A 26,503-nucleotide genomic window follows, 5' to 3' on the forward strand; every position below is an offset into this window, starting at 1 on the left:
AAGGGTAGCAGATCTTAAAGATACAGTTCCAATTCGCCTTTACCTTCACGGATGATCTCGAAGTCGCCAGAGGTGCAGTCAACAACAGTTGATGGTATATTATCGCCGTAACCACCGTCAATTACCAGGTCAACCAGGTCCTCATACTTTTCATGGATCAATTCAGGATCAGTTGAATATTCTATGATCTCGTCCGCATCGTGTATGGAAGTTGACAGGATGGGGTTACCCAGTTCTTTTACGATACAACGGGCTATATTATTATCGGGCACACGGATACCAACTGTTTTTTTGTTGGAGCTTAACAGCTTTGGTACATTATGGCTGGCATTAAAAATAAAAGTAAAGGGCCCCGGCAGCGCCTTTTTTAATACCCGGAAAGTAGTATTATCAATAGGCTTGATATAATCTGATATATGGCTCAGATCATAGCATATGAAAGAGAAGTTAGCCTTATCGGCTTTGATGTTCCTGATCTTACAAATAGCTTCGATAGCTTTATGATTGGTTATATCGCAACCCAAACCATAAACCGTATCGGTAGGGTAGATGATGATACCGCCTTTACGCAGTACTTCTGCTACTTGTTGTATGGCTTTTTCGTTTGGATTTTCAGGGTAGATTCTAATAAGCATAATATGACATTTTTCGCAGGCAGCGCAAATAGGTTTTGAATGTAGCAACATTAATGCCCACATATTGTGTTAATGGGGGCAATGATTTTCGTGGTAATCTTTTGGTGATATAATTTGTGTCTTTTTATAATTGGAGATAGTAAAATCGTTTGTGTTACCCGTTATTAAAAAATCCGCCTCGCTCTCTTCCGCTAATTCTAATAACCTATTATCGGCCCAATCACCAATTATATGAAGAGTTACCGATGGTTTAAATATTATTGCTTTTGTTTCAATGGTAGCTAATAATCCTTCGGCCTTTATAAGGAAATCCGGATATCTGGAAAATTTCCTTCGATTTAATACTTCATAATATTCTTGCATCAACGGGTCTGAAATGCAAAGTTCTACTTCGATTCCCGAGAATATATTATAAACAATGTAGTAAGGATAGCTTTTTTGAATTAATGCCGAGACTAAAACATTAGTATCAAGTATTATTTTTTGCATTTTTTCTTACAGCTTTAACTTCTTTGCTAATGTCATCCATTGTTAAATTGGATAAACCATATTTTTCTGCAAGTTCAATGCTTTTATTAAGATTTTGGCGTGATAACTCATTGCTGATCAGATCAACAAAATCGGTAAAAGAAAATTGATCGTTCTGTAAGCCAAACTTGTTATACTCAATATCTGATATGGATATGTTTAATGTTTTCATTTCAAATATGTGTTATACCCAAATTTACGTTTTTTTGATTTCGTTTTCAAACAATCTTTATAAAATTCAAAAGCAGCCCCGCTGCTGAGGCTGCTTTAATTTTATAAATCAGAGACTAATTAACCAATCTCCAATCACTAATCTCTACTTACGCTTGTTTAGCGAATTGAACGTTGATTATCAATTTAATATCTTCACCTACTACTATCGAACCTGCTTCGGTTACGCCGTCCCAGGTTAAGCCGAAATCTTTACGGTTGATTTTACCAACAACTTCAAAGCCTGCTTTGGTGTTGCCATAAAAATCAGTCGCGGTACCGCCGTGTTCAACTTCTAAAGTAACTGGTTTGGTTATACCTTTAATGGTCAGGTCGCCTTTTAATTCTTCGCCATTAAATGATGTTGATTTGAAAGTGATGCTTGGATATTGCTCAGCGTCAAAAAACTCTGCTGATTTTAAGTGACCATCACGTTGCTCCTGGTTAGTATCGATGCTGTTAACATCTAATGAGAACGTAATGTTAGCGTTTGCGAAATCATCACCTTCGGTTTCTAACGAACCTTCAAAGCTTTTAAAAAAGCCGGTTACAGTTGAAATTACTAAGTGTTTAACTTTAAATTGTACTTCTGAGTGCATTGGGTCTAATACCCATTTTTGTGTTGCCATGATTGTTTTTGTTTTAGTGATACAAATATAAACACAATAGATGTTTAAACATGCAATTTAATTGTCATTTTATATTTATCCTTTTATAATCGATGGGAGAGGCAATTGTTCTGCAATAACCAATGCTATAATGCTGTCGAATACCTAAGATACTTAGGTGTGTTTCACTCGAAGTGTTTCACTCAGGTTGCTAATTTAGGTTAAAATATGCATAAGTTACTTATTAATAATAGATTACGTATTTTATATGAAGTATTTGTACTGTTTCAAAGTGTTTCACCCGGCTTTTAGCAATAGGCTTATTTATAGGTAGTTAGAACTAAAAAGTGTTTCAGGTGTTTCAAAGTGTTTCATTATTTAAATGAAACACTTTGAAACAAAAAAGGGGCTAAACGCCCCTTTAATAATTGTATAATATCGTGTTATAGTTATATAGTTAGGCTAATACCTGCTTAACTATTTCAGCAGCTTCTTTTAACAAGATGGCTGAGTAAACCTTCAACCCTGAATTATCGATCAGCTCTTTGGCCTCTTTAGCATTGGTACCTTGCAGGCGAACAATGATAGGCACAGGGATATTACCGATCTCTTTATAAGCATCAATAACACCTTGAGCCACACGGTCGCAACGTACAATACCGCCAAATATGTTGATCAGGATAGCTTTAACATTCGGGTCGCTTAATATGATGTTGAAACCGGCTTTAACAGTTTGCGCGTTAGCGGTACCGCCAACATCGAGGAAGTTAGCGGGCTCGCCACCGGCAAGTTTAATAATATCCATAGTTGCCATAGCCAAACCTGCGCCGTTAACCATACAGCCGACGTTACCGTCAAGCTTTACATAGTTAAGGTTTGATTTGCCTGCTTCAACCTCGGTAGGGTCTTCTTCGTTGGTATCGCGCATGGCTGCATAATCAGCATGACGGTACAGGGCGTTGTCGTCTAAATTTACTTTAGCGTCAACAGCCAGTATCTTGTTATCAGATGTTTTTAATACCGGGTTAATCTCGAACATTGACGAGTCGGTAGCATCATAAGCTTTATATAACGCGGCTATGAACTTGGTCATGTCCTTAAACGCCTCGCCCGATAAGCCTAAATTAAAAGCGATCTTACGGGTTTGGAAGCCCTGTAAACCAACTTTGGGGTCAACCTCTTCTTTAAATATTAAATGCGGCGTATGCTCTGCAACTTCTTCTATATCCATACCACCCTCGGTAGAGTACATGATGATATTGCGCCCCGCAGCACGGTCCAGCAAAACGCTGATATAGAACTCTTTGGTTTCGCTTTCGCCTGGGTAGTAAACGTCCTGCGCAACCAAGATCTTGCGTACCAGCTTGCCTTCCGGTCCGGTTTGCGGCGTTATTAACTGCATACCTAAGATATCGGTAGCGCGTTGCTTAACCTCGTCTAAATTCTTAGCTAACTTAACACCACCACCTTTACCACGGCCACCCGCGTGGATCTGTGCTTTAATTACTACCCAGCTCGAGTCGTAATCTTCTTTCAATTTTTTAGCGGCTTCAACAGCTTGTTCAGGCGTATCGGCAACAATGCCTTCCTGTACCCTAACACCAAAACTTTTTAATATTTGTTTTCCCTGGTATTCGTGAATGTTCATATACGTTTTCGAAGAATTTGCGGTAAATCTAATGATTTTGTTTTGAAATCGGTTATTAGCGGTTGGAGATTAAAGATTAGTTTTTACTTTGGTATGATTAGGGTAAGGTGTTTAATAAGAATGTTACAAGACAGAGGCGTCGTTTTATAAAATTTGGCAACTAATCACTAATCTCTTGTCACTAATCGCTATTTTTGACCCCATGCTAAAAGCCACCGCTATTAATAAATCTTACGGGCAACTCCGGATACTAAAGGGTGTTGATATTGAAGTTGAAAAAGGGGAGATTGTAACTATAGTTGGTGCATCAGGCGCCGGTAAAAGCACCTTGCTGAATATCCTGGGTACTTTAGACAAAGCCGATAGCGGCCAGCTGTTTATTAACAATGTTGAGCTTAATAAGCTAAGCAACAAAAACCTGAGTAACTTCCGTAACCGTGAGATCGGCTTTATATTCCAGTTCCACCATTTGTTAGCCGAGTTTGACGCGTTAGAAAATGTGTGTATCCCCGCCTACATTGCCGGCACATCACGCCCCGCGGCGGAGAGGCGTGCCAAAGACCTTTTAGAATTGTTGGGGTTGGGCCACAGGCTTAATCATAAACCAAATACCTTATCGGGTGGCGAGCAGCAGCGTGTAGCGGTAGCAAGGGCGCTAATAAATAACCCGGCATTGATATTTGCTGATGAACCATCCGGCAACCTCGATTCGGCCAACGCCCGCGAGCTGCACGAGTTGTTTATTAAGCTGCGTAACGAGTTTAACCAAACGTTTGTAATTGTTACCCATAATGAGGACCTCGCAAATATATCAGACCGTAAGGTTTTAATGGTTGATGGCTTAATTGTTCAATAACATGATTGCTTTGATTACATCGGCCCTGTCGGCAGAAGCATATCGCCTTAGAAGTAAAGTAGACGCAGCCGATGTTATTTTAGGTGATTATAATGATGTGCCTGCCTTCATGCTTACTCCGGGTAAGTTTATAAAACTACCCAACCCACAATCATTTTCCTATACACATGAGATGCTGGCGCTATGTTTAGACAACGCTATTGACACAGTTTACGTATTGGATAGTAAAGAGGCTGAGCTTTTGATGGAATCGAAACAATTATTTACAGAATATAATATAGATATACAGTTACCGGGTAATGAAATATAGTGATATAGATAAACATAGCGCTTTTGTGTTTGAACTGGATAATGTTATCTATCCCGAAAAAGATTATCTGTTCCAGGTGTATTACTTATTTGCCGCCCTTATAGAATATATTGAACTTTATGATGCCAAGGTATTAACTGATTTAATGGTTACTACTTATAATACCGAAAGTAAAGACATGGTTTTTGACAGGGTGAAAGAGAGGTTTGCTTTAGATGAAAAATACCGTATAAACTTTCAGCATTTGTTGCTTACTGCTAAGCTACCGCTTAAACTATTGGTGTATCAAGACATACTTGAGTTGTTGCAGGATATAGTAGTTGACCGTAAAAAAATGTTTATTGTAACTAATGGCAACCCTGCACTGCAGTTAAACAAGATCAAACAAACAGAATGGCATGGGCTTGAGGCCTATTTAACTTGTTATTTTGCCGAAGAAACGTTGCCTATGCCAGAACCGGATGTACTGCACCTGCTAATGAAGGAACACAATTTAAAAAGAAAAGACCTGGTAATGATAGGACATTCTGAAGCGGCGAAGCTATCTGCCGAGGCTTGTGGGATTGATTATCATGATATTAGTAAATTTTTAACTCTATAACATAACATCTTTGAGGTTAAATTCGTTATACCAAAGTTTGAAAGAAATGATGAGAAAAGTATTTTACTTTTTATTACTTGCAACTGCTTTTTTAGCATCCTGCAAAAAAGATAAAAAAGATGGGTTAGTACCCTCGAAAAATGGATCGACGCTTGATTTGGTTAAAGATTCAGTATTTCTATACGCCAAAGAGGCCTATTATTGGTATGATGGATTGCCCAGCTATGCTATTTTTAATCCAAGGTCATTTTCCGGCGGCAGCGATATAGCAGCGCTTAATAATGAGCTTAACGCTATATCGCAATATAAAATTAATCCCGCAACCGGTTTTCCTTTCGAATATTATGCATCAATACCCGGCGAAGCCAAGTATTCGTTTATTGATGAAGGGCAGGTATCTACCGAGTTAAATGGCACCAACAGTAACTTTGGTTTCGCGCCATTTTATAATGATGCTAACGATCTGCGCATAAAATATGTTTATCCCGGATCGCCGGCTGACCTGGCCGGGATTAAGCGCGGTTACCAGATAATAAGTATAAATGGGAATTCTAATTTAGCTTACGATGGTGGATCGGGCACACATACGCAGTTTGTTATAAACGCCTACGCAAATAGTAGTACAATAACAATGAAGCTGCAAAAAGCAGATCAAAGCACTATAGATGTAACATTAAATGCTGCTAATTATACCACAAACCCGGTTTTAACTTATAAAACCATTAATGCAGGTAACGGCAAAATTGTTGGCTACCTGGTTTTTAATTCATTTACGTCGGATGCTAATGCCGATGCTAAGTTGGATGCCGCTTTTAATTATTTCCAGTCGCAAGGTATAACCGACCTTGTGGTCGATCTTCGGTATAACGGTGGTGGTTATACCTCAACTGCCGAATACCTTGATAACTACATTGTACCTGCTTCAAAAAGCGGATCTATTATGTATAATTATTATTTTAATGACATATTGGTTAATAATTTTAAAGGTATAGACGATCCATTACTTTCTCACCAGTTTAGGCGTGATGATAAAAATCAGCTTTATAACTATGCTCAGTTTGACTATACTGTTGCGGGTAATGCAGTAAAATTTTCTAAAAAAGGATCGCTAAACCTTAGTCGTGTGTTTTTTATTGTTACCGGGGCAACAGCCTCGGCAAGCGAGTTAACAATTAATAATCTGCGCCCTCATTTAGATGTACAGCTTATTGGTGGTACAACTTATGGCAAACCTGTGGGCTTTTTTAATATTAATATAAATAAATACGAGCTGTATATACCTGAGTTTGAAACTAAAAATTCATCAGGGCAGGGTGGATATTATACCGGCATGACCCCGGGGGCGGCAACTTATCCTGGTATTAAAGATTATGATGATGCAACTAAGGATTTTGGAGATACTACCGAAATACTATTGCATCATGCAATAAACTTTGTAAAAAGGGGCGTTTATAGTGTGCCGGCAACCCGTATACAGGGGTTGGCAGGTAAGCTGAAAACATTTTCAGTAGAGCAATCTAATGAAGCAGGTATAATAGTTAATGCTAACCGTTTTAACGGGATGATATTTAATGGGAACCTGAAAAAGAAGTGACATCCAGCTTAGTCGGCCAGCTCTCTGAGATCTACCGGCACTACACGCGATATTCCCTGTTCAACCATTGTTACACCGTAAATTACATCGGTGCTTGCAATGGTTCTTTTATTGTGTGATACGATGATAAACTGTGATTCGGAAGAAAACTTGCGAATGATGTTGTTAAACTTATCGATATTGGTATCATCAAGCGGCGCGTCAACCTCATCAAAAATACAAAATGGGGCAGGTTTTAGCAGGTAAAGAGAGAACAGGATAGCAGTCGCCGTCAATGTTTTCTCGCCACCAGAAAGCTGGTTGATAGATAAAGGACGTTTACCTTTTGGTTTTGCAATAATATCGATATCAGACTCCAACGGATTTTGCGGATCGCTTAAGATCAGGTCACAAGAATCCTCCTCATTAAATAACGACCGGAACACCTTAATGAAGTTTTCGCGCACCTGGGTAAATGCCAGCATGAATTTTTCTTTTGCGGTATCGTCTATCTCCTGTATGGTAGCCATTAACGAAGCCTTTGCCTCAGCCAGGTCTTTTTTCTGATTCTGGATAAACTCATAACGCTCATTCATTTCCTGGTAGGCTTCAACAGCCATAGGATTGATTGCGCCAAAATCATCCAGTTGATTTTTTAGCTTATCGGTTCGTTCGCGTAACACATCTTCATTCTCATCGCCTGCGGTTTCATTGTCAGGCAGCTCATTTATATCAATATTAAACTCTACGGATAACCGCTCTTTCAAAGCGTTCAATTCAATCCGAAGGTTATTGCGCTGATCTTTTAACTCGTTCTCTATTACTTCGGCCTGGTCTTTTTTACGGCGCAGTGCGGTTACGGCATCTTCTGTTTCGGTAATCTTGCCACGCAATTTATAGTATTCCTGCTCCGCTTCCTGGGTGGCTTTTTCAAGCTCCTCTTTCTGGCTGTACATTTCTAACAGGCTATCGTCTGACGAGTCGGACTGATGCAGGTTTTCCTGTATAGCCAGCTTTACTTTTTCCAGATCTTCACTATTTTGTTTAATGCGGCTTTCCAGGCTGTCCTGCTGGGTAAACCGGTAATCCAGATCTTTAGTTAATCCCGATACCTTGTTTTGTTGTTGATGAAAGCGGATATTCTCCTGGTTATAGGTATTTGATTGTACCGACACCATTTCATTCAACTCATTAAAAGCACGCTGCTTATCAACCAGCAAATCGCTTTGAACTTGTTTGCTGGCTTTTAGCTCAACCAATAAAGGTTGCAGGGTAGCAATTTCTTCTTTTATACCGCTTATTTTTTTTGCGATATCGTCTTTGCGGTTTAAACTGTTCTCTATAAAAGTTTCGTACTGTTCCTGGCGGGTTTTAACAGTTATCAGTTCTGTATTTAAACGGTTAAGCTCAGCCTGTTTCTGACTGAGTTCGGCAGTTTTAGTGGATGCCTTTAAAGCTACCGACCGGGTTTGTAATTCGTTAGAACGGGTTTTAAACTCAAATAGCTCCACCTCCAGTTTCTTTATCTCTTTAGCCAGGTTCTCCAGGTTTTTTGCACGGCCTATTCTTTTACCTTCAAACAAACCTACCGAACCACCGGCCATGGTATATTTAGATTTGTTGAACTTGCCGCTTTGGGCCAACAATACCAGGCCTTCGGTTATACCTGAGTTATTAAGTTCAGCTTCATCATTAACCAGGTAAACATTTTTAAGCAGGTGGCTAACCAACGGATGATATTTCTTATCAACCTCAACTACATTTAATGCCGGGATTCGGCCACCGGTAGCTTCTTCTTTAAACTGCAGGCCTGTTTCTTCGGCATAATTGCTTAGGATAAAAAACTGCGCCCTGCCACGTGATGAATTGCTTAACAGATTGATCGCCTTTACCGCTTCGTCATAAGTATCAACTACGTAATGGTTCATTAACGGCTCCAGGTAGTTTTCAATAGCCACCCGGTATTGCTCACGACAGAAAAGTACATCACTAAACAGGGGAGCGTTTTTGGCCCACTCGTTATTGTTTTTCAGGAACCGGATAGACTCCGGGAAACCCTCCAGGTTATCAACCAAACTCTTTGTTAGGTTGTATTCGTTTTGCTTAGCGTCAAGCTTACGGCTTTCAGTTATAATGGTTTCTTTTACATTTTCAGCCTCGGCATCCATTGTGGCTATTTGTTCCTGTAATTCGGTTTCCTTTGTAAGTTCAAGTTGGTATTCGTTTTCTAAAGCTACAGTGCGGCCCTGCAGTTCTGCAACAACATCGTTAAAGTGAGAGAGTTCAACCTTTTTGTTTGTCGCGTCTTCCATATTGCGCTGGCTTTCCTGCTCAAGCGCTTGTTCCTGAATCTGCAGGATATCGATATCTTTTTCGGCTTTGTAAGCCTGATTTTGTAAGTTATTGTTGGCTGTTACCAGTTCGTTCAACTCATTCCGCGCGCTTGATTGCTGTAAACGCAATTCATCAACCATCAATTTTAAATCAGCAACTTTTGCTGCTATGGTTTGCAGGTTTTCGTCTTCTTGTGCTTTCTCCTCATTAAGGCGCTTGATGTTATAGAGCACGTGGTTAAGCTGGTTACGGTGGCGTTCCAGCTCTTCGCTTAATCTTGTTTCTTTATCCTGCTGAAATTTTAATTGCTCGTTCTTTATTTTTTTCTCGCTTTCATAAGCGCGAATCTTGCCAACAAAGTCATTAGTCGCTTTTTGCTGGATAGATAGATTTTTCTCTTTAGTCAGGCTGTCTAATTTCTCTTGTTGCAGGCTGGCCTCCAAAGTGTCCATTTGGGTTATAACGCCGGCTTTCTCTTCACGCTGCTTAAGCTCCTGTTGTTCAATAGTGTTTAATGAATTACCAAAGGCGGCAATTTTAAACGATGCCAGTTTTATACTAAGCGCTTTATACTCTTCTTTGATCCGGTAATAACGTTCGGTTTTTTTAGCTTGATTTTCAAGCATTTTCAGGTTTTTCTGGATCTCGAACAACAAATCTTCTACACGTTCCAGGTCGGCCTCGGTATCTTTTAACTTATTAAAAGTTTGTTTTTTGCGGATCTTATATTTTGATATGCCCGATGCTTCTTCAAATAAATTACGGCGCGAACCTTCTTTGTTTGAAATGATCTCCTCGATCATTCTAAGCTCGATTATGGCGTACGAGTCAGAACCGATGCCCGTATCCAGGAAAAGGTCTGTAATGTCTTTTAAACGGCATTGTACATCATTTAACCGGTATTCACTATCGCCGCTACGGTAAAGCTTGCGTGTTAAAGTTACCTGCGAATAATCAGTAGGGAGGATATTTTTGGTGTTATCGAACGTTAATGAAACTTCAGCAAGGTTAGCAGGCTTACGGCTTTTGGTACCGTTGAAGATAACGTTATCCATCTTCTCTGACCGCAGCATACGGGTGCTTTGCTCGCCCAATACCCAGCGGATAGCGTCAACTACGTTTGATTTGCCGCAGCCATTAGGGCCCACAATAGCAGTAACACCCTCATTAAAATTAATGGTGATCTTATCGCCAAAGCTTTTAAACCCCTTGATTTCTAACTGTGTAAGCTGCATTTAATAGTGATAGCCCTGTATAAATTCCAAGGTTCAAATTAATCATAAAAAAATGATTTTACCATAGTAAATCATAAAGATTTATGATGTTGGCGCTATACGTAGATCTGACCTTTTAAATAAGTAACTGCTTTACCTGTCATTAACACACGGTCGCCTTGTAACTCACACCATAGCTCGCCTTTACGCTCAGAGACCTGGTAAGCATGTAGCTGATTTTTTTCAAATATTTTGGCCCAATAAGGGATCAGGTTACAATGCGCCGAGCCTGTAACCGGGTCCTCATTAATACCGGCACCCGGTGCAAAAAATCGGGATACAAAATCTACTTTATCCCCGGGCGCAGTAACTATTACGCCAACCGTGTCCATTTTTGATAAAGCGAAAAAATCGGGTGCAAGGTCTCTTACCTCATGCTCAGAGTCATACACCACAAAAAAATCACGCGACCGTAATATGGCGGTAGGCTGTATACCTCCTAATGCATCAACCAATCCGTTTGGCTCTTCTATTGGTATAGGCGGGCGCGAAGGGAAATCCATGGTATATTTATCGCCATTGCGTTTTACGGTAAGTACGCCGGCTTTCATGGTTTCAAAATGTATGGTATCACTGGTATATCCCAGTTGTGTAAACAATATGTGGGCAGATGCAAGCGTAGCATGGCCGCAAAGGTCTATTTCATATTCGGGTGTAAACCAGCGCAGTAAATAACCTTTGGCTGTTTTTACAAAAAATGCAGTTTCGGCAAGGTTGTTTTCAACTGCTATTTTTTGCATTACCCCGTCGGGCAGCCATTCGTTAAGCGGGCAAATGGCAGCAGGGTTACCACCAAAAAGCTGGTCGGTAAATGCATCGGCTTGATAAATAGGAATAGTCATATCAAATCTATTTTATACCACTAAGGTAGTTGTAAGTAACTAAATCATCAACGTTTTTTAGGTGTTTTGTACAACCATCAGTTAAAAGAATGACCCTGTCGCTTATATCCAGTACGTTGTAGTATTGATGATCGGTTATAATTATCCCTTTAGTTTTTGAGATAGATTTAATGATAGTCTTAAAATATTGCGTCTCTACTGGTGTCACATGGGTAAATGGTTCATCCAGCAAAATAAAATCAGCTTTGCTGCAAAGTATCATCAACATTTCCAGCTGCCTTAACTCGCCGCCCGATAGTTGTTCTGGTTTTTTGTGATGGTGATTTTTATAAATATCAAGGTTTGCAAAATCGTCCCAATACAGTTGATCAATAAGCATAGCTGCTAAATCACTTATTTTAATTCCCCGGGGCAGATAACTATCCTGCGATAAGTAAGCAATGCGGTTGTTAAGATATCCGTAATGGATAAATTCATCATCAATACCTACGTATTTATAAGAGGGGGTAAGCGTGCCAAAAATGATTTTTAATAGCGAAGACTTACCGCTGCCGTTGCGCCCAAGTAAGCCAATTACCTCGCCCTGGTTGCAATGCAGGTAAACATCCTGCAAGATCTTGCGGTCGTTAAATGCTAATTGTACACTGTCAACTTTTAGCGTATGCATGTTTTTAATATTACTGCAGACAATACAATCAATAGATAAATACAGGCATCAATTATTGCCGCATTGATAAAGATAGTGCGCATGCGATAACCGGCATTCATAAAATAAAAATAGCTTTTTGATGATGAATAATAATACAAGCCCATAGCGGATGTAAAGCCAATTACCTTCGCGATGAAGAAAGTAGCGGCGTTTAAAACTCCGATATAGCCCCATACTATAATTGTGGCGAGCAGCGTAAACGCGAGGTTATAAACCCACAGTAGCTTATAGTAATGAAGTGAAATGGTAATTAAGCGTTTCAAGTAATAATTGTGACAGTTAATCAAACAGATTAAACTGTAAATTATTGTTGCGACGATAACTATTATGGTATTGAGAAGGGCAAAAAAAAGCCTCCGGTGGTTTACCGAAGGCTTTTATATGATTAACCTAAATATGATTTCAGAATTTTGCTCCTGCTGGTATGGCGTAATCGTTGTAACGCTTTGTCCTTGATCTGTCTTACACGTTCGCGGGTAAGGTTAAATTTCTCGCCAATTTCCTCTAAAGATAGGGGATGGTTAGTGCCTAAACCAAAGAACAATACAATGATCTCGCGCTCGCGCTCTGTTAATGTTGAAAGTGAACGTTTGATCTCTTCTGATAATGACTCATTGATCAGGATCGAATCGGTGTTTGGTTCAGAGTTTTCCAATACATCTAACAATGTATTTTCTTCGCCCTGCACAAATGGCGCATCCATAGATACGTGACGGCCCGAGTTACTTAAGGTATCAGAGATCTTGTCAACGGTAGTTTCAAGCATGTCGGCTAACTCTTCCGGGGAAGGTTCGCGCTCGTACTCTTGCTCCAGTTTAGAAAATGCCTTGCTTATTTTGCTTAATGAACCTACCTGGTTTAAAGGTAAACGCACAATACGTGATTGCTCTGCAATAGCCTGTAATATTGATTGCCGGATCCACCATACCGCGTACGATATAAATTTAAATCCTTTGGTTTCGTCAAAACGTTTTGCAGCTTTAATTAAACCTAAGTTTCCTTCATTTATTAAGTCGCCAAGTGTTAAACCCTGATTTTGGTATTGTTTAGCTACGGATACAACAAAACGAAGATTGGTTTTGGTTAAGCGCTCTAAGGCCGCCTGGTCACCTTCTCTAATTTTTTGGGCTAAAATTACTTCTTCTTCGGCTGTAATTAGGTCAACTTTACCAATTTCGTGAAGATATTTATCAAGTGATTGCGACTCACGATTGGTAATGGATTGTGTTATTTTGAGTTGTCTCATTTATTTTATAAACCTCGATTCTTAGTTTTAGAATTGAACGGGCAAAGGTACAAAAAGTTTTGCCTATATTTTAGTATAAAAAAAAGATTATATATTATTCATTATCAGCAATTAATTGCATGGTTTTTGTGGTGTGTACTTATAACGCACTAAGGTTAAAAGTTTCATCCAAACGTATACCTTTTTCTGTTTGTTGCAAAGTGCAGCATTCATTTACAGGGTCATGCTCCAAAAACAAAACGTATTTGTTAGCTACAGCTTCGTTTAAAAAAATCTTTTTCTCTGTTAAGGTTTGCAACGGAAACATGTCGTAAGCCATTACATAGGGTAGTGGCAGATGCCCAACCGACGGTAACAGATCAGCCATATATAATATCTGTCTTTCTTTATAGCTTATTAACGGTAACATCATTGATTCAGTATGGCCATATACAAACCTTATACTTATCTGGTCTGTAAATGTTACATTGTCATGGGCTTCAACAAACTTTAGCTGGCCGCTTTCCTGTATTGGCAGGATGTTTTCTTTTAAAAATGATGCTTTTTCGCGATCGTTTGGATTTACTGCCCAGTCCCAGTGTTTATTGTTGCTCCAATATACCGCGTTTTTAAATGCAGGCACCAGTTTATCGCCGTCGCGTTTTATCGCACCACCAACATGATCAAAATGCAAATGCGTTAAAAAAACATCGGTTATATCATCGCGATGGAAACCAAGTTTAGCTAATGAGCTATCGATAGTAGCATCGCCATGTAAATAATAATGGCTAAAAAACTTTTCGTCCTGTTTGTCTCCAATCCCGGTGTCAATTAATATCAGCCTGTTACCATCCTCTATTAATAAACAACGCATTGCCCAGGTGCACAGGTTATTGGCATCCGCGGGATTGGTTTTGTTCCAGATAGTTTTTGGTACAACGCCAAACATAGCACCGCCATCCAATTTAAAAAAGCCGGTATCGATGGAGTGAAGTTTCATGATTAATCCAAAAGTAAAAATTCAAAATTAAAAATAGCGAGACGGTGTAAATATAAAAGGCTGATAGTTATTAGTTATCAGCCTTTTGAATTTTTACTTTTAATTTTTTACTTACTACAAGTGTATACACTCACCGTAAGCTTCGGCTGCAGCCTCCATTAAAGCTTCGCTCATGGTAGGGTGAGGGTGTACCGATTTGATGATCTCATGGCCGGTAGCCTCCAGCTTGCGGGCTGTAACTACTTCGGCTATCATTTCGGTAACGTTAAAGCCTATCATGTGCGCGCCCAAAAACTCGCCGTATTTAGCATCAAATATTACTTTAACAAAACCATCTTTTGCACCGGCGGCACTTGCTTTACCCGATGCTGAGAATGGAAATTTACCCACTTTCAGCTCGTAACCTGCTTCTTTAGCTGCTTTCTCAGTATAACCTACTGATGCTATTTCGGGGCTGCAATAAGTACATCCCGGGATGTTGTTATAATCTAAAGGCTCTGGTTTTAAACCTGCAATTTTTTCAACGCATATAATACCTTCGGCAGATGCCACGTGTGCAAGGGCCTGGCCTTTAACAATGTCGCCTATGGCGTAAACACCTTCAATATTGGTGCGGTAAAAATCATCAACCAATACTTTGCCTTTATCGGTTTTTATACCATTTTCTTCAAGGCCAATGCCTTCAATGTTTGTTGATATACCAACTGCTGATAAAACTATTTCGGCTTCCAATACTTCGGTACCTGTAGCTGTTTTTACAGTTACTTTACAGCCTTCGCCGCTGGTATCAACCGATTCAACGTTAGAGCCGGTCATGATATTGATACCTTGTTTCTTTAATATACGGGCCAATTGTTTTGAGATCTCTTCATCCTCTAACGGAACGATATTATCCAGATACTCCACCACGGTAACTTTAGTACCTATCGAGTTATAAAAATAAGCAAACTCAATCCCTATTGCACCCGAACCTACTACGATCATTGATGCTGGTTTTTTAGGTAATATCATTGCCTGGCGATAGCCTATAACCTTTTTAAAATCCTGTTTGATATTTGGCAATTCGCGTGATCGGCCACCGGTAGCTAAAATAATATGTTTAGCAGTGAATTCTTTAACACCATCATTGTTTTTAACTTCAACAACACCTTTGCTTTTTAATTTGCCTAAGCCCATTAAAACGTCTATCTTGTTCTTCTTCATTAAAAACTGCACGCCTTTACTCATGCCATCGGCAACACCGCGGCTTCTTTTAATAACGCTTTCAAAATCAACGTCGCCGGTTCCGTTTATTTTTATACCATAATCGGCAGCGTGGTTAATATATTCAAATACCTGTGCACTTTTAAGTAACGCTTTAGTAGGAATGCAACCCCAGTTAAGGCAAATTCCACCTAACGATTCTTTTTCAACAATAGCTGTTTTTAACCCTAATTGTGAGGCACGTATTGCAGCTACATAGCCACCCGGGCCAGACCCTATAACAATTACATCGTAATCCATGTTCGTATCTGTTCTGTTTTATTTTTAGAAAGCCAAATCTAAGTAAAAGGGCTGAAACCAAAAAACGACATTCGTCACATTAAATAATCTGATTATCATTTAAAATCTACTAATACCATAGATTAACTCACAGTAAAATAATTATAATATGGTGTCATTTTTACATTATATAGGTTATATTATTTTGTATTTATTTGAATATGTTTTAAGATGTTGATAAAAACATAATAAATATTTAAAATTGTTAACACTAACTTAACAATAAAGAGGGAGTTATGAATTATCTTTGCCACTGCAATTTTTTAGTTAACATACATTAAAAACAAAATCACGTATGAGGAAGTATTTACTTAGTTTATTTATTGGCCTTTTAACAACAGGACTTGCTTTTGCGCAAGGTGTTGCAATAACAGGTAAGTTGCTTGACGCGCAAACAAAGGAGCCGCTTATTGGCGCTACCATTACCATAAAAGGTACAACAAATGCTACATCAGCGTCTCTTGACGGGACTTTTAAAATTACTGCTCCTAGCAACAGTACATTAGTTATTACATATATTGGATATGTAACAAAAGAAGTATCTGCATCAGGTACAAAATTGGGAACTATTTTGATCGATCCGGTATCCGGCTCATTGGGTGAGGTAGTAGTTTCTGCTAACAGATCACTTGCGATTGATAGACAAACACCAATTGCTGTGTCAACCGTAGGTGCCAAATACATTGAAGAAAAAGGTGCTGATGCTGAATTTCCCGAATTGCTTAAATCAACGCCGGGTGTTACAACAAGCCGCGGTGGCGGTGGTTATGGCGACTCAAGGATAGCTATCCGTGGTTTTAACAGCAACAACTTAGCTTTATTAATTAATGGCTTACCTGTTCAGGATCCTGAAGCCGGTAAAATATTCTGGAATGATTGGGCTGGCTTAGCTGACGTTACTACTTCAATGCAGGTACAACGTGGCCTAAGCGCGTCGCGCGTAGCTGTTCCATCATTAGGTGGTACTATTAACATTACCACAAAATCGCTTGAAACACAACAAGGTGGCACTATATCACAGGCTATTGGTAGCTATAATTCTTTAAAAACGGCTTTCTCTTATGCTACTGGTTTAACGCCAAGTGGTTGGGCCGCTTCATTCTTGTTGTCAAAAAGCACTGGTGACGGTACTGCGGAAGGTTTATACTACACCGGTTACAGCTATTTTGCCAACATATCTAAAATCTTAAGTAAAAATCAAACGCTATCCCTTAATTTCATGGGCGCTTCGCAAAGCCATGGTCAACGTTTTACTTATCAATCAATCGCCACCTACCGTGCTGCACCGCAGGGTGAATCAAGATTTAACTCTGATTGGGGTGTCTTATATGGCAAAACTTTCAGTGGTGAAGTTAACCGTTATAACAAGCCTTTGCTTTCTCTTAACCACGATTGGAAAATTGATGAAACTGCATCATTATCTACTATATTGTATGCTTCATACGGTACAGGTGCTGCTGTTTATTTAGCGGGCTCTCAAGCTGGACTTGCTCCAGGTGGTACTGCCCCAAGGGTTGGTGATTTTTATTCGCCTATTGATTTTGACGCTATTGTTAAAACCAATAAAGCTAACGCTGACGCAAGTTCGACAACTTATATCAACCAGGCGGAGAATGATCACTATCAATATGGTTTGTTAAGTACCTTTAAAAAAACAATAAAGGATATTAACTTATTAGCAGGTGTTGATTTAAGAGGCTATAAAAGACATAATTTTTATGTATTAAATAACTTGTTAGGTGGCCAATACTGGCAAGATAAAATTGATCTTAATAGCGGTACCAGAAATACGGTGGTTGGTGATAAAATAGGTCAAAATTACGACATCGATATATTCTCTGAAGGTGTTTTTGCACAGGCAGAATATATTAAAAATGCATGGTCGGCTTTTGTTACTGTAGGTGGTAATAATACCAGCAACAGAAAAACTGATTTCTTTGATTATTTAACTTCAAACCCAGCACGTAAATCAGTTTGGGTTAATTTCCTTGGTTTCCAGGTTAAAGGTGGCGCTAACTATAATATTGATGCCCATAACAACGTTTTTGTTAACATAGGTACTGTGCAAAAACCACCACTTGTTGCCACAGTTTTCCCTACTGCAAAAACAACAGGTGTTAATCCAACCACAACACTTGAGAAGTTATTTAGCTATGAGTTAGGTTATGGTTATACAAGTGCTATTTTTAGTGCAAATGTTAACTTATATCATTCGCAATATAATGACAGGTCTAAAGTCTTAGTAGGTCTGCCAAATCAAGACGGTTCAATACCTTATGGTAATATAAACGGTATTAACGAGTTACATCAGGGTATTGAAATTGATGCTAAACTTCGCCCGGTAAAAGGCTTAACCCTTAGTGGCATGCTGTCATTAGGCGATTATAAATATACTTCAAATTCTGGAGACGGCTTAATCAGCAGTGATAAACCAGGTGCAGCCGTAACCGTTATCAAACCACTGCCATTAAAAGGATTAGTAATAGGCGATTTTGGTGGTTCAGCCGCTTCAAATGCACAAACCAGCGCTGCTTTAGGATTAGATGTTGATGTATTACCTTCAGTAAGAATTGGCGGTAACTGGAATTATTATACACGTTTTTTTGCTTCATATGATATGAGTAAGTTTAATAATGGTACTAACACCGTTACTTTTACTAACCCTTATCACCCTATACAACTGCCAAATTATTCAACTATTGACCTTAACGTAGTTTACAGGTTTAAATTTGCCGGCTTGAACGCATCGTTTATAGGCAACGTTCATAATTTGCTTGACGCTATGTATCTTTCAGAAGCGCTTGACTCAACTCCTTCAAGCGTAGATAACTATGCAACACAATTAAGCAAATTGGGTGTAAATTATGGCGCAGGCAGAATTTATTCTACCACACTTAAAATTAATTTTTAGTAATTAAAAAAATATCGATATGAAAAGAATTTATTATTTATTGGCATTTGTAGCTGTTTCAACAGCTTTTACTGCCTGTAACCCGCTCGACAAAACGTACAAGCAACTGGGAGATCTGCCGACGCCACAGGCACCTGTACCTACACCTACCGGAGTAGCACTTACACTGTCTACTGCTGATTATGGTTTACTGCCTAAGGGACACGCAGCCAAGACATCATTATATTTTAAAGCTGTTGATACAGCAAAGGTGGATATTCCGTTGATATTGGCAGCTAAATATCCGACTTATGGCGATAAATCATCAATCAACGTAACGTATGCTATAACACCGGTTACTATTAAACTGGCCGATTCGTTAAACGCTAATACAACGCTTACTTTGCAAACTACGCCTACAAATGATTATGTTTTCCCGGCGTATAATGGTGCTGCAGCTAACACTTTCTCTGATTTTAACGCAGCTGCAGCAATAAACTATTTAAATTACAAATATCAAGTACCGCTTCCCGAGCCGTCAATACGCGTGATGACGTATTTGTATTTTGAAAGTGGTAAAACCGCTAGCGCAGGTACATTAACAACCGACGCATTTTTATTTATGGGTGGCCTTTGGACAAAGATATACCGTATATCAAACGCCCAGTATGCTTTAACCAACAATGGGTTAAACAATTGGTATGTGGCTGCTGACGCACCAAACCTTCCATCGTACTTTAATACCATTTTAAAGGCGGATCCTGCAGTGATGTTAACTGCTAAATTTGGCGATGTTAAGTACATAAGTTATAGATACCTTACAACGTACCAGCGCGTGCTGCCAATGACATTTGATGGCACTAACTGGGTTACAACATCAACTCCATTAACGCTTACATTCGCAAAAACAAGCGGTGCTTGGGTAGCGGACAATTCAGTTAATTATACATTAGTAAAAGCTGATTATACAGCTATATCTGTTATACCTGGAGTAGGAAGTGATGCAGCAATGACCAACCTTGGCTCATTTGGTAACTTCAACATTCAGGGTGGTGCAACTACATGGACTGATGCTCAAATTAATAACGGTATAGCAACTATATTAAAAACTAAATTCACAACTGCGGTTGTAAATCAAAAATTCAATATTAGTTATGCAGCATATAATGGTGCAAATATTGTAGTAACTAAAACGTTTACATACGATGGTACTGTTTTTCAGGCACCGAAATAGTACGGAGAAACCTATCAACAAGAAAGCCGCTCAATTTAGAGCGGCTTTCTTCGTTTTAAAACGTTGATTAGTTTATTATCCGTGATAAAAATCTATCAGCGCACCAAAATAACTATCGTCCCATCCGTCAACCATATCGTTATAATCTGCATCAGGGATATTAGTATGCCTTAACTCGGCCGATGTCCCGGCCTTATCAGCATGTAGTTTAATGGTAACTATTGATTCTTCTGCATGGCCATCAAAATACCATTGCTGTACTATTTTCTTGCCCGGCTCAAATTCTAAGTTCTTACCTACAATACTGCCGTCCCACATAGAAAATTCTGATCCTGGTTCGGTGGGCATCACTGCCGCTTCGCCGGTCCACAACTCAATGGTAAGCGGGTTGGTTAATGCTAAATAAACTTCATCGGGCGTAGCCGGAATTATATAATATTTTTTAAAATCTTTCACCTGCGCAATTTAGCTATTTACAGGGCCAATTGGTAATACAGTTTTTCCGTAAACTTCATTAAGTACCTGGGCGATGCCGGTGTAAATGGCAGATGCACCACAAATAATGCCAACATAACCTGCAGTGTGTTCCCATTCTTCGCTGCCGGTAACGGTTTTAACTACAAGCAGGGCAAAAAGCAGGGTTAACGATCCAAACACAAACTGCAACGCGCGGTTAAGTTTCAAAGTGCCAAAAAATAACAGGAAGGTAAATATGCCCCACATGCCTAAATAGGCAGCGAATGCGTTGGCCGGCGTTTTATCGACCCAGCCCAATTTAGGCATAACCAGTAGGCCAACTAACGATAACCAAAAGAAGCCATATGAAGTAAATGCAGTTAAGCCAAAGGTGTTGTTTTTTTTGGCTTCAATAATGCCGGCAATTACTTGAGCCAATCCTCCATAAAAAATACCCATGGCAAATATCATAGAATTCATAGGAAAAAAGCCGGCGTTGTGAATGTTTAGTAAAACAGTGGTCATGCCAAAGGCGCATAGCCCTAAAGGTGCAGGATTGGCAGTGCCATCCTTAACAGGTGCAATAGTTGTCATAAAGTGTTAGTTTTAGTTGGTTTATAAATGCAATTTAAATGATTTATAATCATTTGCAAACATTAAAAACCGATTTAAGATTTTAACGTTAACCTTTCATAATGCAAAAGTTAGTATTAATGCGCCATGGCGAAAGCGTATGGAACCATGAAAACCGTTTTACAGGCTGGACCGATGTTGACCTGTCGGCAGAAGGATATAATCAGGCTAAACGGGCCGGGCAGTTGCTTAAAAAGCATGGCTATAATTTTGATATCGGGTTCACATCGGTATTGAAAAGATCAATTAAAACATTGCATATTGTATTGGAAGAACTCGATCATTTGTGGATCCCGGTTGAAAAGTCCTGGCGGTTAAACGAGCGTTTCTATGGCGCATTGCAAGGATTAAATAAACAGGAAACCATTGCCAAATATGGCATTGAGCAGGTGCAGAAATGGCGACGTGACCCAAACGAAGATCCGCCGCCGGTTACTAAAGCTGATGAACGATATCCCGGAAACGACATCAGGTATAAAAGCCTTACCGAACAGGAATTACCCCTGACAGAAAATTTAAGCCAGACAATGGACAGGGTATTACCTTTATGGAACGGTCATATAATCCCGGCGATAAAAAGGGGCGAAAAGGTAATTATTTGCGCACATGGCAACAGCTTAAGAGCCTTAATTAAATATATAGACAACCTTAATGATGAGGATGTTACAAAATTAGAGATACCCACAGCATCCCCTTTGGTATATGAGTTGGATGATGACTTAAACAGGTTAAGACATTACTATTTGCAATAAAAGTAACTTATTTGTTACGCACTAAAATATACGCAAGGTTTGTAATCTGACGTTTGGAAACTACTTTAGCTACATATTATAACCGCTACAAACCAAATGAGAAGGCTTTTAGGATTATTACTTATTCTTTCAATATTTACAGTTAGGGTATTTGCACAAAGTGCCGATGAAAAAGCTATAGCTGCCCAGGTAGAGGTATTGCGTAAAGCAATGATTGCAGGGGATAGGGCAAGCCTTAATGATGTTATGGCCGATCAATTAAGCTATGGTCAGTCGTTTGACTATATCCAAAACAAGGCCCAGTTTATTGATGCGTTGGTAACCGGAAAAGCCGCATTTACCAAGATTGATATTAAAGATCAAAAAATTGCTGTTGATGGCAATACTGCTATAGTACGGCATAAGTTTTTTGCCGACACCAACGATAAAGGTAAAATAAATAATGTTGCCTTAGGTGTTTTGCAGGTTTGGAAAAAGATAAACAACAAATGGCAACTTTATGCAAGGCAGGGCTATAAACTACCTAATCAGCCCAAATAAATATTAGCCTTCGCTTTTATAGAGCTCGCCTGCTTTTTCGGCAGATAGCTTGATACCCTTTATCATGGCCGAGCTGAAACCGTTATGCTCCATTTCATTTAAACCGGCTATTGTACAACCTTTTGGCGAAGTTACCTTATCAATTTCCTGCTCAGGGTGCGATGCTAATTGTAATAGTAAGTTTGCCGCCCCTTTAGCCGTTTGTGCAGCCATTTTAAGCGCATCATGTGCATGAAAGCCTATCTCAGTACCACCTTGTGATGCCGCGCGCACAGAGCGCAGGAAAAATGCGATACCACAAGCGCAAAGGGCGGTAGCGGCAGTCATTAATTCCTCGTTGATCTGTATGGTAACACCAACGGTATCAAATAATGATTTTACCAGGTTAACATTTTTGGCTGATCCATTATCTGTGGCTATACAGGTCATCGAATCGCCGATGGCAATAGCCGTATTAGGCATAGCACGGATAACCTGTACATTCATCTCTAATTGCTGGCGGATATCTTCGCAGCTTACGCCTGATATTACAGACACCAGGAACTGCTTTTCTGATTTAATAGCAGGCTTAATTTCTGCCAGCAACTTATTTAACTGTTGGGGTAATACTGCCAGGATAACTATATCAGCTTTTTTTGCCGCTTTAGTATTGTTGTTGGTGGTTTGATAGCCTAACGCGGCATACTCTTCCAGTGCGTCTAAATTACGGCGCGTTAAAGTAATTTGCTGGGGTTTGCAAATCCCGGATTTTACAAGCCCCTTAGCTAATGATAAACCAATATTACCGCTGCCTAAAATGGCTATATGTTGTTGCGAATTCATGTCGTTTTGCTTAGTCGTGTTCCAAATGGTTTGCTGTTTTTCAGCTCGCCTAAATCATCAGAGTGGCCTATTACTACTGCTTTAACACCACACGCTATTGCTGTAAAGGCATTATCAAGTTTAGGCAGCATTCCGCTGTGTATTATTTGTTTCTTCTTTAACTCTTCATATCTAACCGGGTCAATATCCCTTATTATCGAGTCGTCATCATTTACATCCATTAATACGCCTTTCTTTTCAAAGCAGTATATCAATGTAGTTTCAAATTTCGTTGATAGCGCTACCGCCAGGGCAGAAGCAATAGTATCGGCATTTGTATTTAGCATCTGGCCATCGCCATCATGTGTTAACGCGCAAAAAACGGGGGCGAAGCCAGCTTGCATTAATTTGGTAATACCCGCACTGTCTACAGATTTTTCATCAATATCCCCCACAAAACCATAGTCAATAGTTTTTACCGGGCGTTTTTTTGTCCGGATAAAATTGCCGTCGGCGCCGGTTAAGCCTATGGCATTGGTACCGAAACGCTGTAACTGAGCCACTATGTTTTTATTGATTAACCCGCCGTACACCATTGTTACAACACGCAGTGTTTCAATGTCTGTTATACGGCGGCCGTCAACAAGCGTTGCCTCAATACCCAATGTTTCAGAAAGTTGGGTTGCTACCTTACCGCCGCCATGCACCAGTATCTTATAACCGTCAAGCGCGGTAAAATCTTTTAAAAAATGATACAGGTTTTCTGAATTATCAATAACATTTCCGCCAATTTTAATAATGTGTAAGGTTTTCATGCCAGTTATTTGATAATTAGTTACAAAATTAACTAATTATTGATCAAAACGCTACGTTTTTGATAACATTTTGCCTAAAAGTCAATATAACTGATAAAAAAGTTTTATAACGTATTTTACAGTTGTATAACTTAAAAATAAGTTATATGTTTGATTTATGGAAGAGCTAACAAAAACAGAAGAAAGGGTAATGCAGGTTTTATGGGATCTTCAACAATGCTTTGTGAAAGATATCATTGATGCTTTACCAGATGATCCTAAACCGCCCTACAATACCATATCATCGGTTGTAAGGTTGCTGGAGAAAAAAGGATATGTTGGCTATAAAGCGTATGGTAAAACCTACGAATACTTTCCGCTGATATCTAAACTTGAATATCGTAAAACGTTCTTCAAGAAAATGATATCGGGCTACTTTGATAACTCGGTAGAGAGCCTGGTATCATTCATGGTAAAAGAAGAGCAGTTAAGCGAGGCGGATATTAACAAGATCAAGGACATCATCAATAAAAATAAATAGCTATGGGCGCAATAGTTTATTTATTGCAGGTTAGTGCATGTATGGGCTTATTTTACGGGTTTTATTACCTGATGATAAGCCGGTTTACTTTCTTTACCATTAACAGATGGTATTTGGTTGCTACATTGATTTTAAGCTTTGCTATTCCGTTACTTACTATAACAGTACGCCCCGATTCTGCGCCTATAATAAAGCAGGCTGTATATGTAAATCAATTGCAAACTTTCCAGGCGCAGGGGACATTAACTTATTCACGCCAGCAGGTTATTGAACCTGTAATTAACTTGCCTGGTGTTTTAAAAGTAGGTTATTTATCGGCGGTAGCGGTCTTATTTATCAGGTTGATAGTAATGCTGGCTGCATTTTTTAGTACTATAAAAAGCAAAAAAAGTACCAAGATCGGCAACGTCCATATTTTATATGGCGATAAAAAACTAAACAACGGATCGTTTTTAAATTACATTTTCTTAAATGATGATGAGTTAAGTATTGACGAGATCCAACAGATCATTGAACATGAAATGCTGCACGTTAAACTGCTGCATTCGGTTGACAGGATCCTGGTTAAAATTGCCCAGATATTTTTATGGTTCAACCCGTTTGTTTACCTATATGCACGAGCTATTGAAGAGAACCATGAGTTTGAGGTTGATCGCGAGATAGGCCTCTTAAACGACAAAAGTAAATACGCGGATATGTTGCTGCATCTCTCGGTAGCAAGGCAGGGGATGCTTTATAATAGCTTTAGTATGGTGCCCTTGAAAAAGCGCATCACCATGTTGTTCACTAAACCAACAAATCATATGAAAAAAGTAATCTACCTGCTCATATTACCTGTGGTAATGATAAGCTGCCTGGCCTTTGCCAGGATTAAAAATGAACAAGACAAATTTAGCGCCATTAATGGCGTTGATAAATTAGGGCCACATCCCTTAGTATTAATTAATGGCAAAGTGTATAGCGATGATATTCTTTACAATATTAGTCCATCTTGTATATCGAGCCTCGGGTTATTTTTAGCACCAGTTACTAACCCTCGTTTTGCTAAATATGGCAGCAAAGTGAAAGATGGTGTAGTTGATATGAGTGTTCTAAAAGAAATAATTTATTTAACTGAAATAGAAAAGGATAACATGATCAAGGAACGTAGCGTACCTAAATCACAGTTTTATACTAGGTTGCATTTGAAAGAAAACAACGGAAAAAGTTATGATAAAATTATTATTAAAGTGATGCGCGACGGCTCAGTATCTTCAAATTTAGGTGTGGCAGATAAAGCGATTTTTCTTATCGATAACAAGCTATATGCTGAAGATGAAATAAATACTCTTTCTGCTGAAAAAGTTAAAGAGTTATCATCCGAATACGGTGTCGACGGTGTTACATCGGGAAAATATGGCCTTGGAGTTACTACGGCTTTTCATTTCACAACAATAAAGCAAACTGAGGTAGCTGATACTATCAAGCAAAAAACCAAACCGGTTTTACTTAAAAATAAAGCTGAAAAACCGAAGTCGACTTCACTTAAACAAATTGAAGCCGAAAAACCAAAACCTAATGCGACAGCCAAACCTGCTGTTATATCACAAAAAGCTTTTTTACTTGCAAAACCCGCTGTTGGTGAACCTGCTATACGCATAGATGAGCAACCATTTTTTACCCGTATGCATTATGAGGATAGTGACGGTAAAAATCATGATAAGATTACTTTTAAATTGTCTGACGGATCGGCTTCGGCAAATTTAGGTGAACAGGATAAGGCCGGTGCTTTTATTGATGGTGAGTTTTATGACGAAGAGGCCATTAAAAAGCTGCCACCTGCAAAAACTTCGGCATTAGTTATTTCGCACAGTGGCTTTGACGCTAAGAAAATCCCAGATGGCCCATATGCTGTACCGTTTAGCTTTGCAACGCGAGAGATAAGAATTGTGGAGCCCGCACCAAAGCAAGATTAATTAGCCACGCGG

26 protein-coding genes are annotated in these 26,503 nt (G+C 39.2%); 10 read left to right on the forward strand and 16 right to left on the reverse strand.

Annotated features, from left to right (window positions below; translation table 11 throughout):
- Positions 1 to 14 precede the first annotated feature (14 nt).
- The 5 genes from ABIB50_RS14365 to sucC all read right to left on the reverse strand — a co-directional run bounded on the left by ABIB50_RS14365 (position 15) and on the right by sucC (position 3,629).
- On the reverse strand, positions 15 to 635 hold the full coding sequence (locus ABIB50_RS14365) for an L-threonylcarbamoyladenylate synthase (protein WP_429380585.1): 621 nt from the start codon (positions 633 to 635) through the stop codon (positions 15 to 17).
- A 69-nt stretch (positions 636 to 704) separates the two neighbouring features.
- The gene (locus tag ABIB50_RS14370; RefSeq protein WP_429380587.1) at positions 705 to 1,124 is read right to left on the reverse strand and encodes a putative toxin-antitoxin system toxin component, PIN family; all 420 of its coding nucleotides are present in this window, start codon (positions 1,122 to 1,124) and stop codon (positions 705 to 707) included.
- Positions 1,105 to 1,335: a hypothetical protein gene (locus ABIB50_RS14375; protein WP_429380589.1), complete on the reverse strand. Its 231-nt coding sequence runs from the start codon at positions 1,333 to 1,335 to the stop codon at positions 1,105 to 1,107. The genes ABIB50_RS14370 and ABIB50_RS14375 overlap by 20 nt, the downstream gene beginning before the upstream one ends.
- 148 nt (positions 1,336 to 1,483) lie before the next feature.
- Positions 1,484 to 2,002: a YceI family protein gene (locus ABIB50_RS14380; RefSeq protein WP_429380591.1), complete on the reverse strand. Its 519-nt coding sequence runs from the start codon at positions 2,000 to 2,002 to the stop codon at positions 1,484 to 1,486.
- A 436-nt stretch (positions 2,003 to 2,438) separates the two neighbouring features.
- A complete protein-coding gene (sucC, locus tag ABIB50_RS14385; protein ID WP_429380593.1) occupies positions 2,439 to 3,629 on the reverse strand; it encodes an ADP-forming succinate--CoA ligase subunit beta in 1,191 nt (396 codons plus the stop codon).
- Between the two features lie 202 nt (positions 3,630 to 3,831).
- Between sucC and ABIB50_RS14390 the strand changes: the two genes are divergently transcribed.
- Genes ABIB50_RS14390 through ABIB50_RS14405 form a run of 4 tightly spaced genes read left to right on the forward strand, consistent with a single transcriptional unit; the run spans position 3,832 to position 6,990 of the window.
- Positions 3,832 to 4,485, forward strand: a complete 654-nt coding sequence (locus ABIB50_RS14390) for an ABC transporter ATP-binding protein (protein ID WP_429380595.1) — start codon at positions 3,832 to 3,834, stop codon at positions 4,483 to 4,485.
- 1 nt (position 4,486) lies between these two features.
- A complete protein-coding gene (locus ABIB50_RS14395; protein WP_429380597.1) occupies positions 4,487 to 4,795 on the forward strand; it encodes a hypothetical protein in 309 nt (102 codons plus the stop codon).
- On the forward strand, positions 4,785 to 5,396 hold the full coding sequence (locus tag ABIB50_RS14400) for an HAD family hydrolase (protein ID WP_429380599.1): 612 nt from the start codon (positions 4,785 to 4,787) through the stop codon (positions 5,394 to 5,396). The genes ABIB50_RS14395 and ABIB50_RS14400 overlap by 11 nt, the downstream gene beginning before the upstream one ends.
- A 46-nt stretch (positions 5,397 to 5,442) precedes the next feature.
- Positions 5,443 to 6,990 carry a S41 family peptidase gene (locus ABIB50_RS14405; RefSeq protein ID WP_429380601.1) on the forward strand — a complete coding sequence of 516 codons (1,548 nt, stop codon included), beginning with the start codon at positions 5,443 to 5,445 and terminating at the stop codon, positions 6,988 to 6,990.
- Positions 6,991 to 6,998: 8 nt separating this feature from the next.
- Here ABIB50_RS14405 and smc read toward each other — a convergent pair whose 3' ends face one another.
- The 7 genes from smc to lpdA all read right to left on the reverse strand — a co-directional run bounded on the left by smc (position 6,999) and on the right by lpdA (position 15,856).
- Positions 6,999 to 10,538 (reverse strand): chromosome segregation protein SMC, encoded by a 3,540-nt coding sequence (gene smc, locus ABIB50_RS14410; protein WP_429380603.1) that lies wholly within the window; start codon positions 10,536 to 10,538, stop codon positions 6,999 to 7,001.
- Positions 10,539 to 10,633: 95 nt separating this feature from the next.
- Positions 10,634 to 11,419 carry a PhzF family phenazine biosynthesis protein gene (locus ABIB50_RS14415; protein ID WP_429380605.1) on the reverse strand — a complete coding sequence of 262 codons (786 nt, stop codon included), beginning with the start codon at positions 11,417 to 11,419 and terminating at the stop codon, positions 10,634 to 10,636.
- A gap of 7 nt (positions 11,420 to 11,426) precedes the next feature.
- On the reverse strand, positions 11,427 to 12,086 hold the full coding sequence (locus ABIB50_RS14420) for an ATP-binding cassette domain-containing protein (protein WP_429380607.1): 660 nt from the start codon (positions 12,084 to 12,086) through the stop codon (positions 11,427 to 11,429).
- On the reverse strand, positions 12,074 to 12,391 hold the full coding sequence (locus ABIB50_RS14425; RefSeq protein ID WP_429380609.1) for a hypothetical protein: 318 nt from the start codon (positions 12,389 to 12,391) through the stop codon (positions 12,074 to 12,076). The genes ABIB50_RS14420 and ABIB50_RS14425 overlap by 13 nt, the downstream gene beginning before the upstream one ends.
- A gap of 122 nt (positions 12,392 to 12,513) precedes the next feature.
- Positions 12,514 to 13,374 carry a sigma-70 family RNA polymerase sigma factor gene (locus tag ABIB50_RS14430; protein ID WP_144250350.1) on the reverse strand — a complete coding sequence of 287 codons (861 nt, stop codon included), beginning with the start codon at positions 13,372 to 13,374 and terminating at the stop codon, positions 12,514 to 12,516.
- Between the two features lie 139 nt (positions 13,375 to 13,513).
- Positions 13,514 to 14,353 carry an MBL fold metallo-hydrolase gene (locus ABIB50_RS14435; RefSeq protein WP_429380612.1) on the reverse strand — a complete coding sequence of 280 codons (840 nt, stop codon included), beginning with the start codon at positions 14,351 to 14,353 and terminating at the stop codon, positions 13,514 to 13,516.
- A 114-nt stretch (positions 14,354 to 14,467) separates the two neighbouring features.
- Positions 14,468 to 15,856 carry a dihydrolipoyl dehydrogenase gene (lpdA, locus tag ABIB50_RS14440; RefSeq protein WP_429380614.1) on the reverse strand — a complete coding sequence of 463 codons (1,389 nt, stop codon included), beginning with the start codon at positions 15,854 to 15,856 and terminating at the stop codon, positions 14,468 to 14,470.
- A 334-nt stretch (positions 15,857 to 16,190) separates the two neighbouring features.
- Between lpdA and ABIB50_RS14445 the strand changes: the two genes are divergently transcribed.
- Together ABIB50_RS14445 and ABIB50_RS14450 are read left to right on the forward strand one after the other, a co-directional pair.
- Complete coding sequence (locus tag ABIB50_RS14445; protein WP_429380616.1) at positions 16,191 to 18,806, forward strand: TonB-dependent receptor; 2,616 nt, start codon at positions 16,191 to 16,193, stop codon at positions 18,804 to 18,806.
- A 19-nt stretch (positions 18,807 to 18,825) separates the two neighbouring features.
- The gene (locus ABIB50_RS14450) at positions 18,826 to 20,019 is read left to right on the forward strand and encodes a hypothetical protein (protein WP_429380618.1); all 1,194 of its coding nucleotides are present in this window, start codon (positions 18,826 to 18,828) and stop codon (positions 20,017 to 20,019) included.
- 75 nt (positions 20,020 to 20,094) lie between these two features.
- On the opposite strand, the gene ABIB50_RS14455 is transcribed toward ABIB50_RS14450, so the two are convergent.
- Together ABIB50_RS14455 and ABIB50_RS14460 are read right to left on the reverse strand one after the other, a co-directional pair.
- Positions 20,095 to 20,475, reverse strand: coding sequence for an SRPBCC domain-containing protein (locus tag ABIB50_RS14455; RefSeq protein WP_429380620.1), 381 nt, complete (start codon positions 20,473 to 20,475; stop codon positions 20,095 to 20,097).
- Between the two features lie 9 nt (positions 20,476 to 20,484).
- On the reverse strand, positions 20,485 to 21,069 hold the full coding sequence (locus ABIB50_RS14460; RefSeq protein ID WP_429380622.1) for an acetate uptake transporter: 585 nt from the start codon (positions 21,067 to 21,069) through the stop codon (positions 20,485 to 20,487).
- 101 nt (positions 21,070 to 21,170) lie between these two features.
- Here ABIB50_RS14460 and gpmA point away from each other — a divergent pair, with 101 nt between their 5' ends.
- Together gpmA and ABIB50_RS14470 are read left to right on the forward strand one after the other, a co-directional pair.
- Complete coding sequence (gene gpmA, locus ABIB50_RS14465; RefSeq protein ID WP_429380624.1) at positions 21,171 to 21,860, forward strand: 2,3-diphosphoglycerate-dependent phosphoglycerate mutase; 690 nt, start codon at positions 21,171 to 21,173, stop codon at positions 21,858 to 21,860.
- A 96-nt stretch (positions 21,861 to 21,956) separates the two neighbouring features.
- Positions 21,957 to 22,400: a nuclear transport factor 2 family protein gene (locus ABIB50_RS14470; protein ID WP_429380626.1), complete on the forward strand. Its 444-nt coding sequence runs from the start codon at positions 21,957 to 21,959 to the stop codon at positions 22,398 to 22,400.
- Positions 22,401 to 22,403: 3 nt separating this feature from the next.
- Here the strand turns inward: ABIB50_RS14470 and proC are convergent, their stop codons facing one another.
- The gene (gene proC / locus ABIB50_RS14475; RefSeq protein ID WP_429380628.1) at positions 22,404 to 23,222 is read right to left on the reverse strand and encodes a pyrroline-5-carboxylate reductase; all 819 of its coding nucleotides are present in this window, start codon (positions 23,220 to 23,222) and stop codon (positions 22,404 to 22,406) included.
- Positions 23,219 to 24,016, reverse strand: a complete 798-nt coding sequence (gene argB, locus ABIB50_RS14480; RefSeq protein ID WP_429380630.1) for an acetylglutamate kinase — start codon at positions 24,014 to 24,016, stop codon at positions 23,219 to 23,221. The genes proC and argB overlap by 4 nt, the downstream gene beginning before the upstream one ends.
- Positions 24,017 to 24,173: 157 nt before the next feature.
- Here argB and ABIB50_RS14485 point away from each other — a divergent pair, with 157 nt between their 5' ends.
- Positions 24,174 to 24,536, forward strand: a complete 363-nt coding sequence (locus ABIB50_RS14485; RefSeq protein ID WP_429380632.1) for a BlaI/MecI/CopY family transcriptional regulator — start codon at positions 24,174 to 24,176, stop codon at positions 24,534 to 24,536.
- A 2-nt stretch (positions 24,537 to 24,538) separates the two neighbouring features.
- Complete coding sequence (locus ABIB50_RS14490; RefSeq protein WP_429380634.1) at positions 24,539 to 26,491, forward strand: M56 family metallopeptidase; 1,953 nt, start codon at positions 24,539 to 24,541, stop codon at positions 26,489 to 26,491.
- Positions 26,492 to 26,503 lie beyond the last annotated feature (12 nt).

Source organism: Mucilaginibacter sp. UYCu711 (genome assembly GCF_050433825.1).
Taxonomy (GTDB): domain Bacteria; phylum Bacteroidota; class Bacteroidia; order Sphingobacteriales; family Sphingobacteriaceae; genus Mucilaginibacter.

What these genes read in the sequence shown, in the direction of transcription:
- ABIB50_RS14365 (WP_429380585.1), bottom strand. Translation starts at nt 635, where the DNA reads ATGCTTATTAGAATCTACCCTGAAAATCCAAACGAAAAAGCCATACAA.
- ABIB50_RS14370 (WP_429380587.1), bottom strand. Translation starts at nt 1,124, where the DNA reads ATGCAAAAAATAATACTTGATACTAATGTTTTAGTCTCGGCATTAATT.
- ABIB50_RS14375 (WP_429380589.1), bottom strand. Translation starts at nt 1,335, where the DNA reads ATGAAAACATTAAACATATCCATATCAGATATTGAGTATAACAAGTTT.
- ABIB50_RS14380 (WP_429380591.1), bottom strand. Translation starts at nt 2,002, where the DNA reads ATGGCAACACAAAAATGGGTATTAGACCCAATGCACTCAGAAGTACAA.
- sucC (WP_429380593.1), bottom strand. Translation starts at nt 3,629, where the DNA reads ATGAACATTCACGAATACCAGGGAAAACAAATATTAAAAAGTTTTGGT.
- ABIB50_RS14390 (WP_429380595.1), top strand. Translation starts at nt 3,832, where the DNA reads ATGCTAAAAGCCACCGCTATTAATAAATCTTACGGGCAACTCCGGATA.
- ABIB50_RS14395 (WP_429380597.1), top strand. Translation starts at nt 4,487, where the DNA reads ATGATTGCTTTGATTACATCGGCCCTGTCGGCAGAAGCATATCGCCTT.
- ABIB50_RS14400 (WP_429380599.1), top strand. Translation starts at nt 4,785, where the DNA reads ATGAAATATAGTGATATAGATAAACATAGCGCTTTTGTGTTTGAACTG.
- ABIB50_RS14405 (WP_429380601.1), top strand. Translation starts at nt 5,443, where the DNA reads ATGATGAGAAAAGTATTTTACTTTTTATTACTTGCAACTGCTTTTTTA.
- smc (WP_429380603.1), bottom strand. Translation starts at nt 10,538, where the DNA reads ATGCAGCTTACACAGTTAGAAATCAAGGGGTTTAAAAGCTTTGGCGAT.
- ABIB50_RS14415 (WP_429380605.1), bottom strand. Translation starts at nt 11,419, where the DNA reads ATGACTATTCCTATTTATCAAGCCGATGCATTTACCGACCAGCTTTTT.
- ABIB50_RS14420 (WP_429380607.1), bottom strand. Translation starts at nt 12,086, where the DNA reads ATGCATACGCTAAAAGTTGACAGTGTACAATTAGCATTTAACGACCGC.
- ABIB50_RS14430 (WP_144250350.1), bottom strand. Translation starts at nt 13,374, where the DNA reads ATGAGACAACTCAAAATAACACAATCCATTACCAATCGTGAGTCGCAA.
- ABIB50_RS14435 (WP_429380612.1), bottom strand. Translation starts at nt 14,353, where the DNA reads ATGAAACTTCACTCCATCGATACCGGCTTTTTTAAATTGGATGGCGGT.
- lpdA (WP_429380614.1), bottom strand. Translation starts at nt 15,856, where the DNA reads ATGGATTACGATGTAATTGTTATAGGGTCTGGCCCGGGTGGCTATGTA.
- ABIB50_RS14445 (WP_429380616.1), top strand. Translation starts at nt 16,191, where the DNA reads ATGAGGAAGTATTTACTTAGTTTATTTATTGGCCTTTTAACAACAGGA.
- ABIB50_RS14450 (WP_429380618.1), top strand. Translation starts at nt 18,826, where the DNA reads ATGAAAAGAATTTATTATTTATTGGCATTTGTAGCTGTTTCAACAGCT.
- ABIB50_RS14460 (WP_429380622.1), bottom strand. Translation starts at nt 21,069, where the DNA reads ATGACAACTATTGCACCTGTTAAGGATGGCACTGCCAATCCTGCACCT.
- gpmA (WP_429380624.1), top strand. Translation starts at nt 21,171, where the DNA reads ATGCAAAAGTTAGTATTAATGCGCCATGGCGAAAGCGTATGGAACCAT.
- ABIB50_RS14470 (WP_429380626.1), top strand. Translation starts at nt 21,957, where the DNA reads ATGAGAAGGCTTTTAGGATTATTACTTATTCTTTCAATATTTACAGTT.
- proC (WP_429380628.1), bottom strand. Translation starts at nt 23,222, where the DNA reads ATGAATTCGCAACAACATATAGCCATTTTAGGCAGCGGTAATATTGGT.
- argB (WP_429380630.1), bottom strand. Translation starts at nt 24,016, where the DNA reads ATGAAAACCTTACACATTATTAAAATTGGCGGAAATGTTATTGATAAT.
- ABIB50_RS14485 (WP_429380632.1), top strand. Translation starts at nt 24,174, where the DNA reads ATGGAAGAGCTAACAAAAACAGAAGAAAGGGTAATGCAGGTTTTATGG.
- ABIB50_RS14490 (WP_429380634.1), top strand. Translation starts at nt 24,539, where the DNA reads ATGGGCGCAATAGTTTATTTATTGCAGGTTAGTGCATGTATGGGCTTA.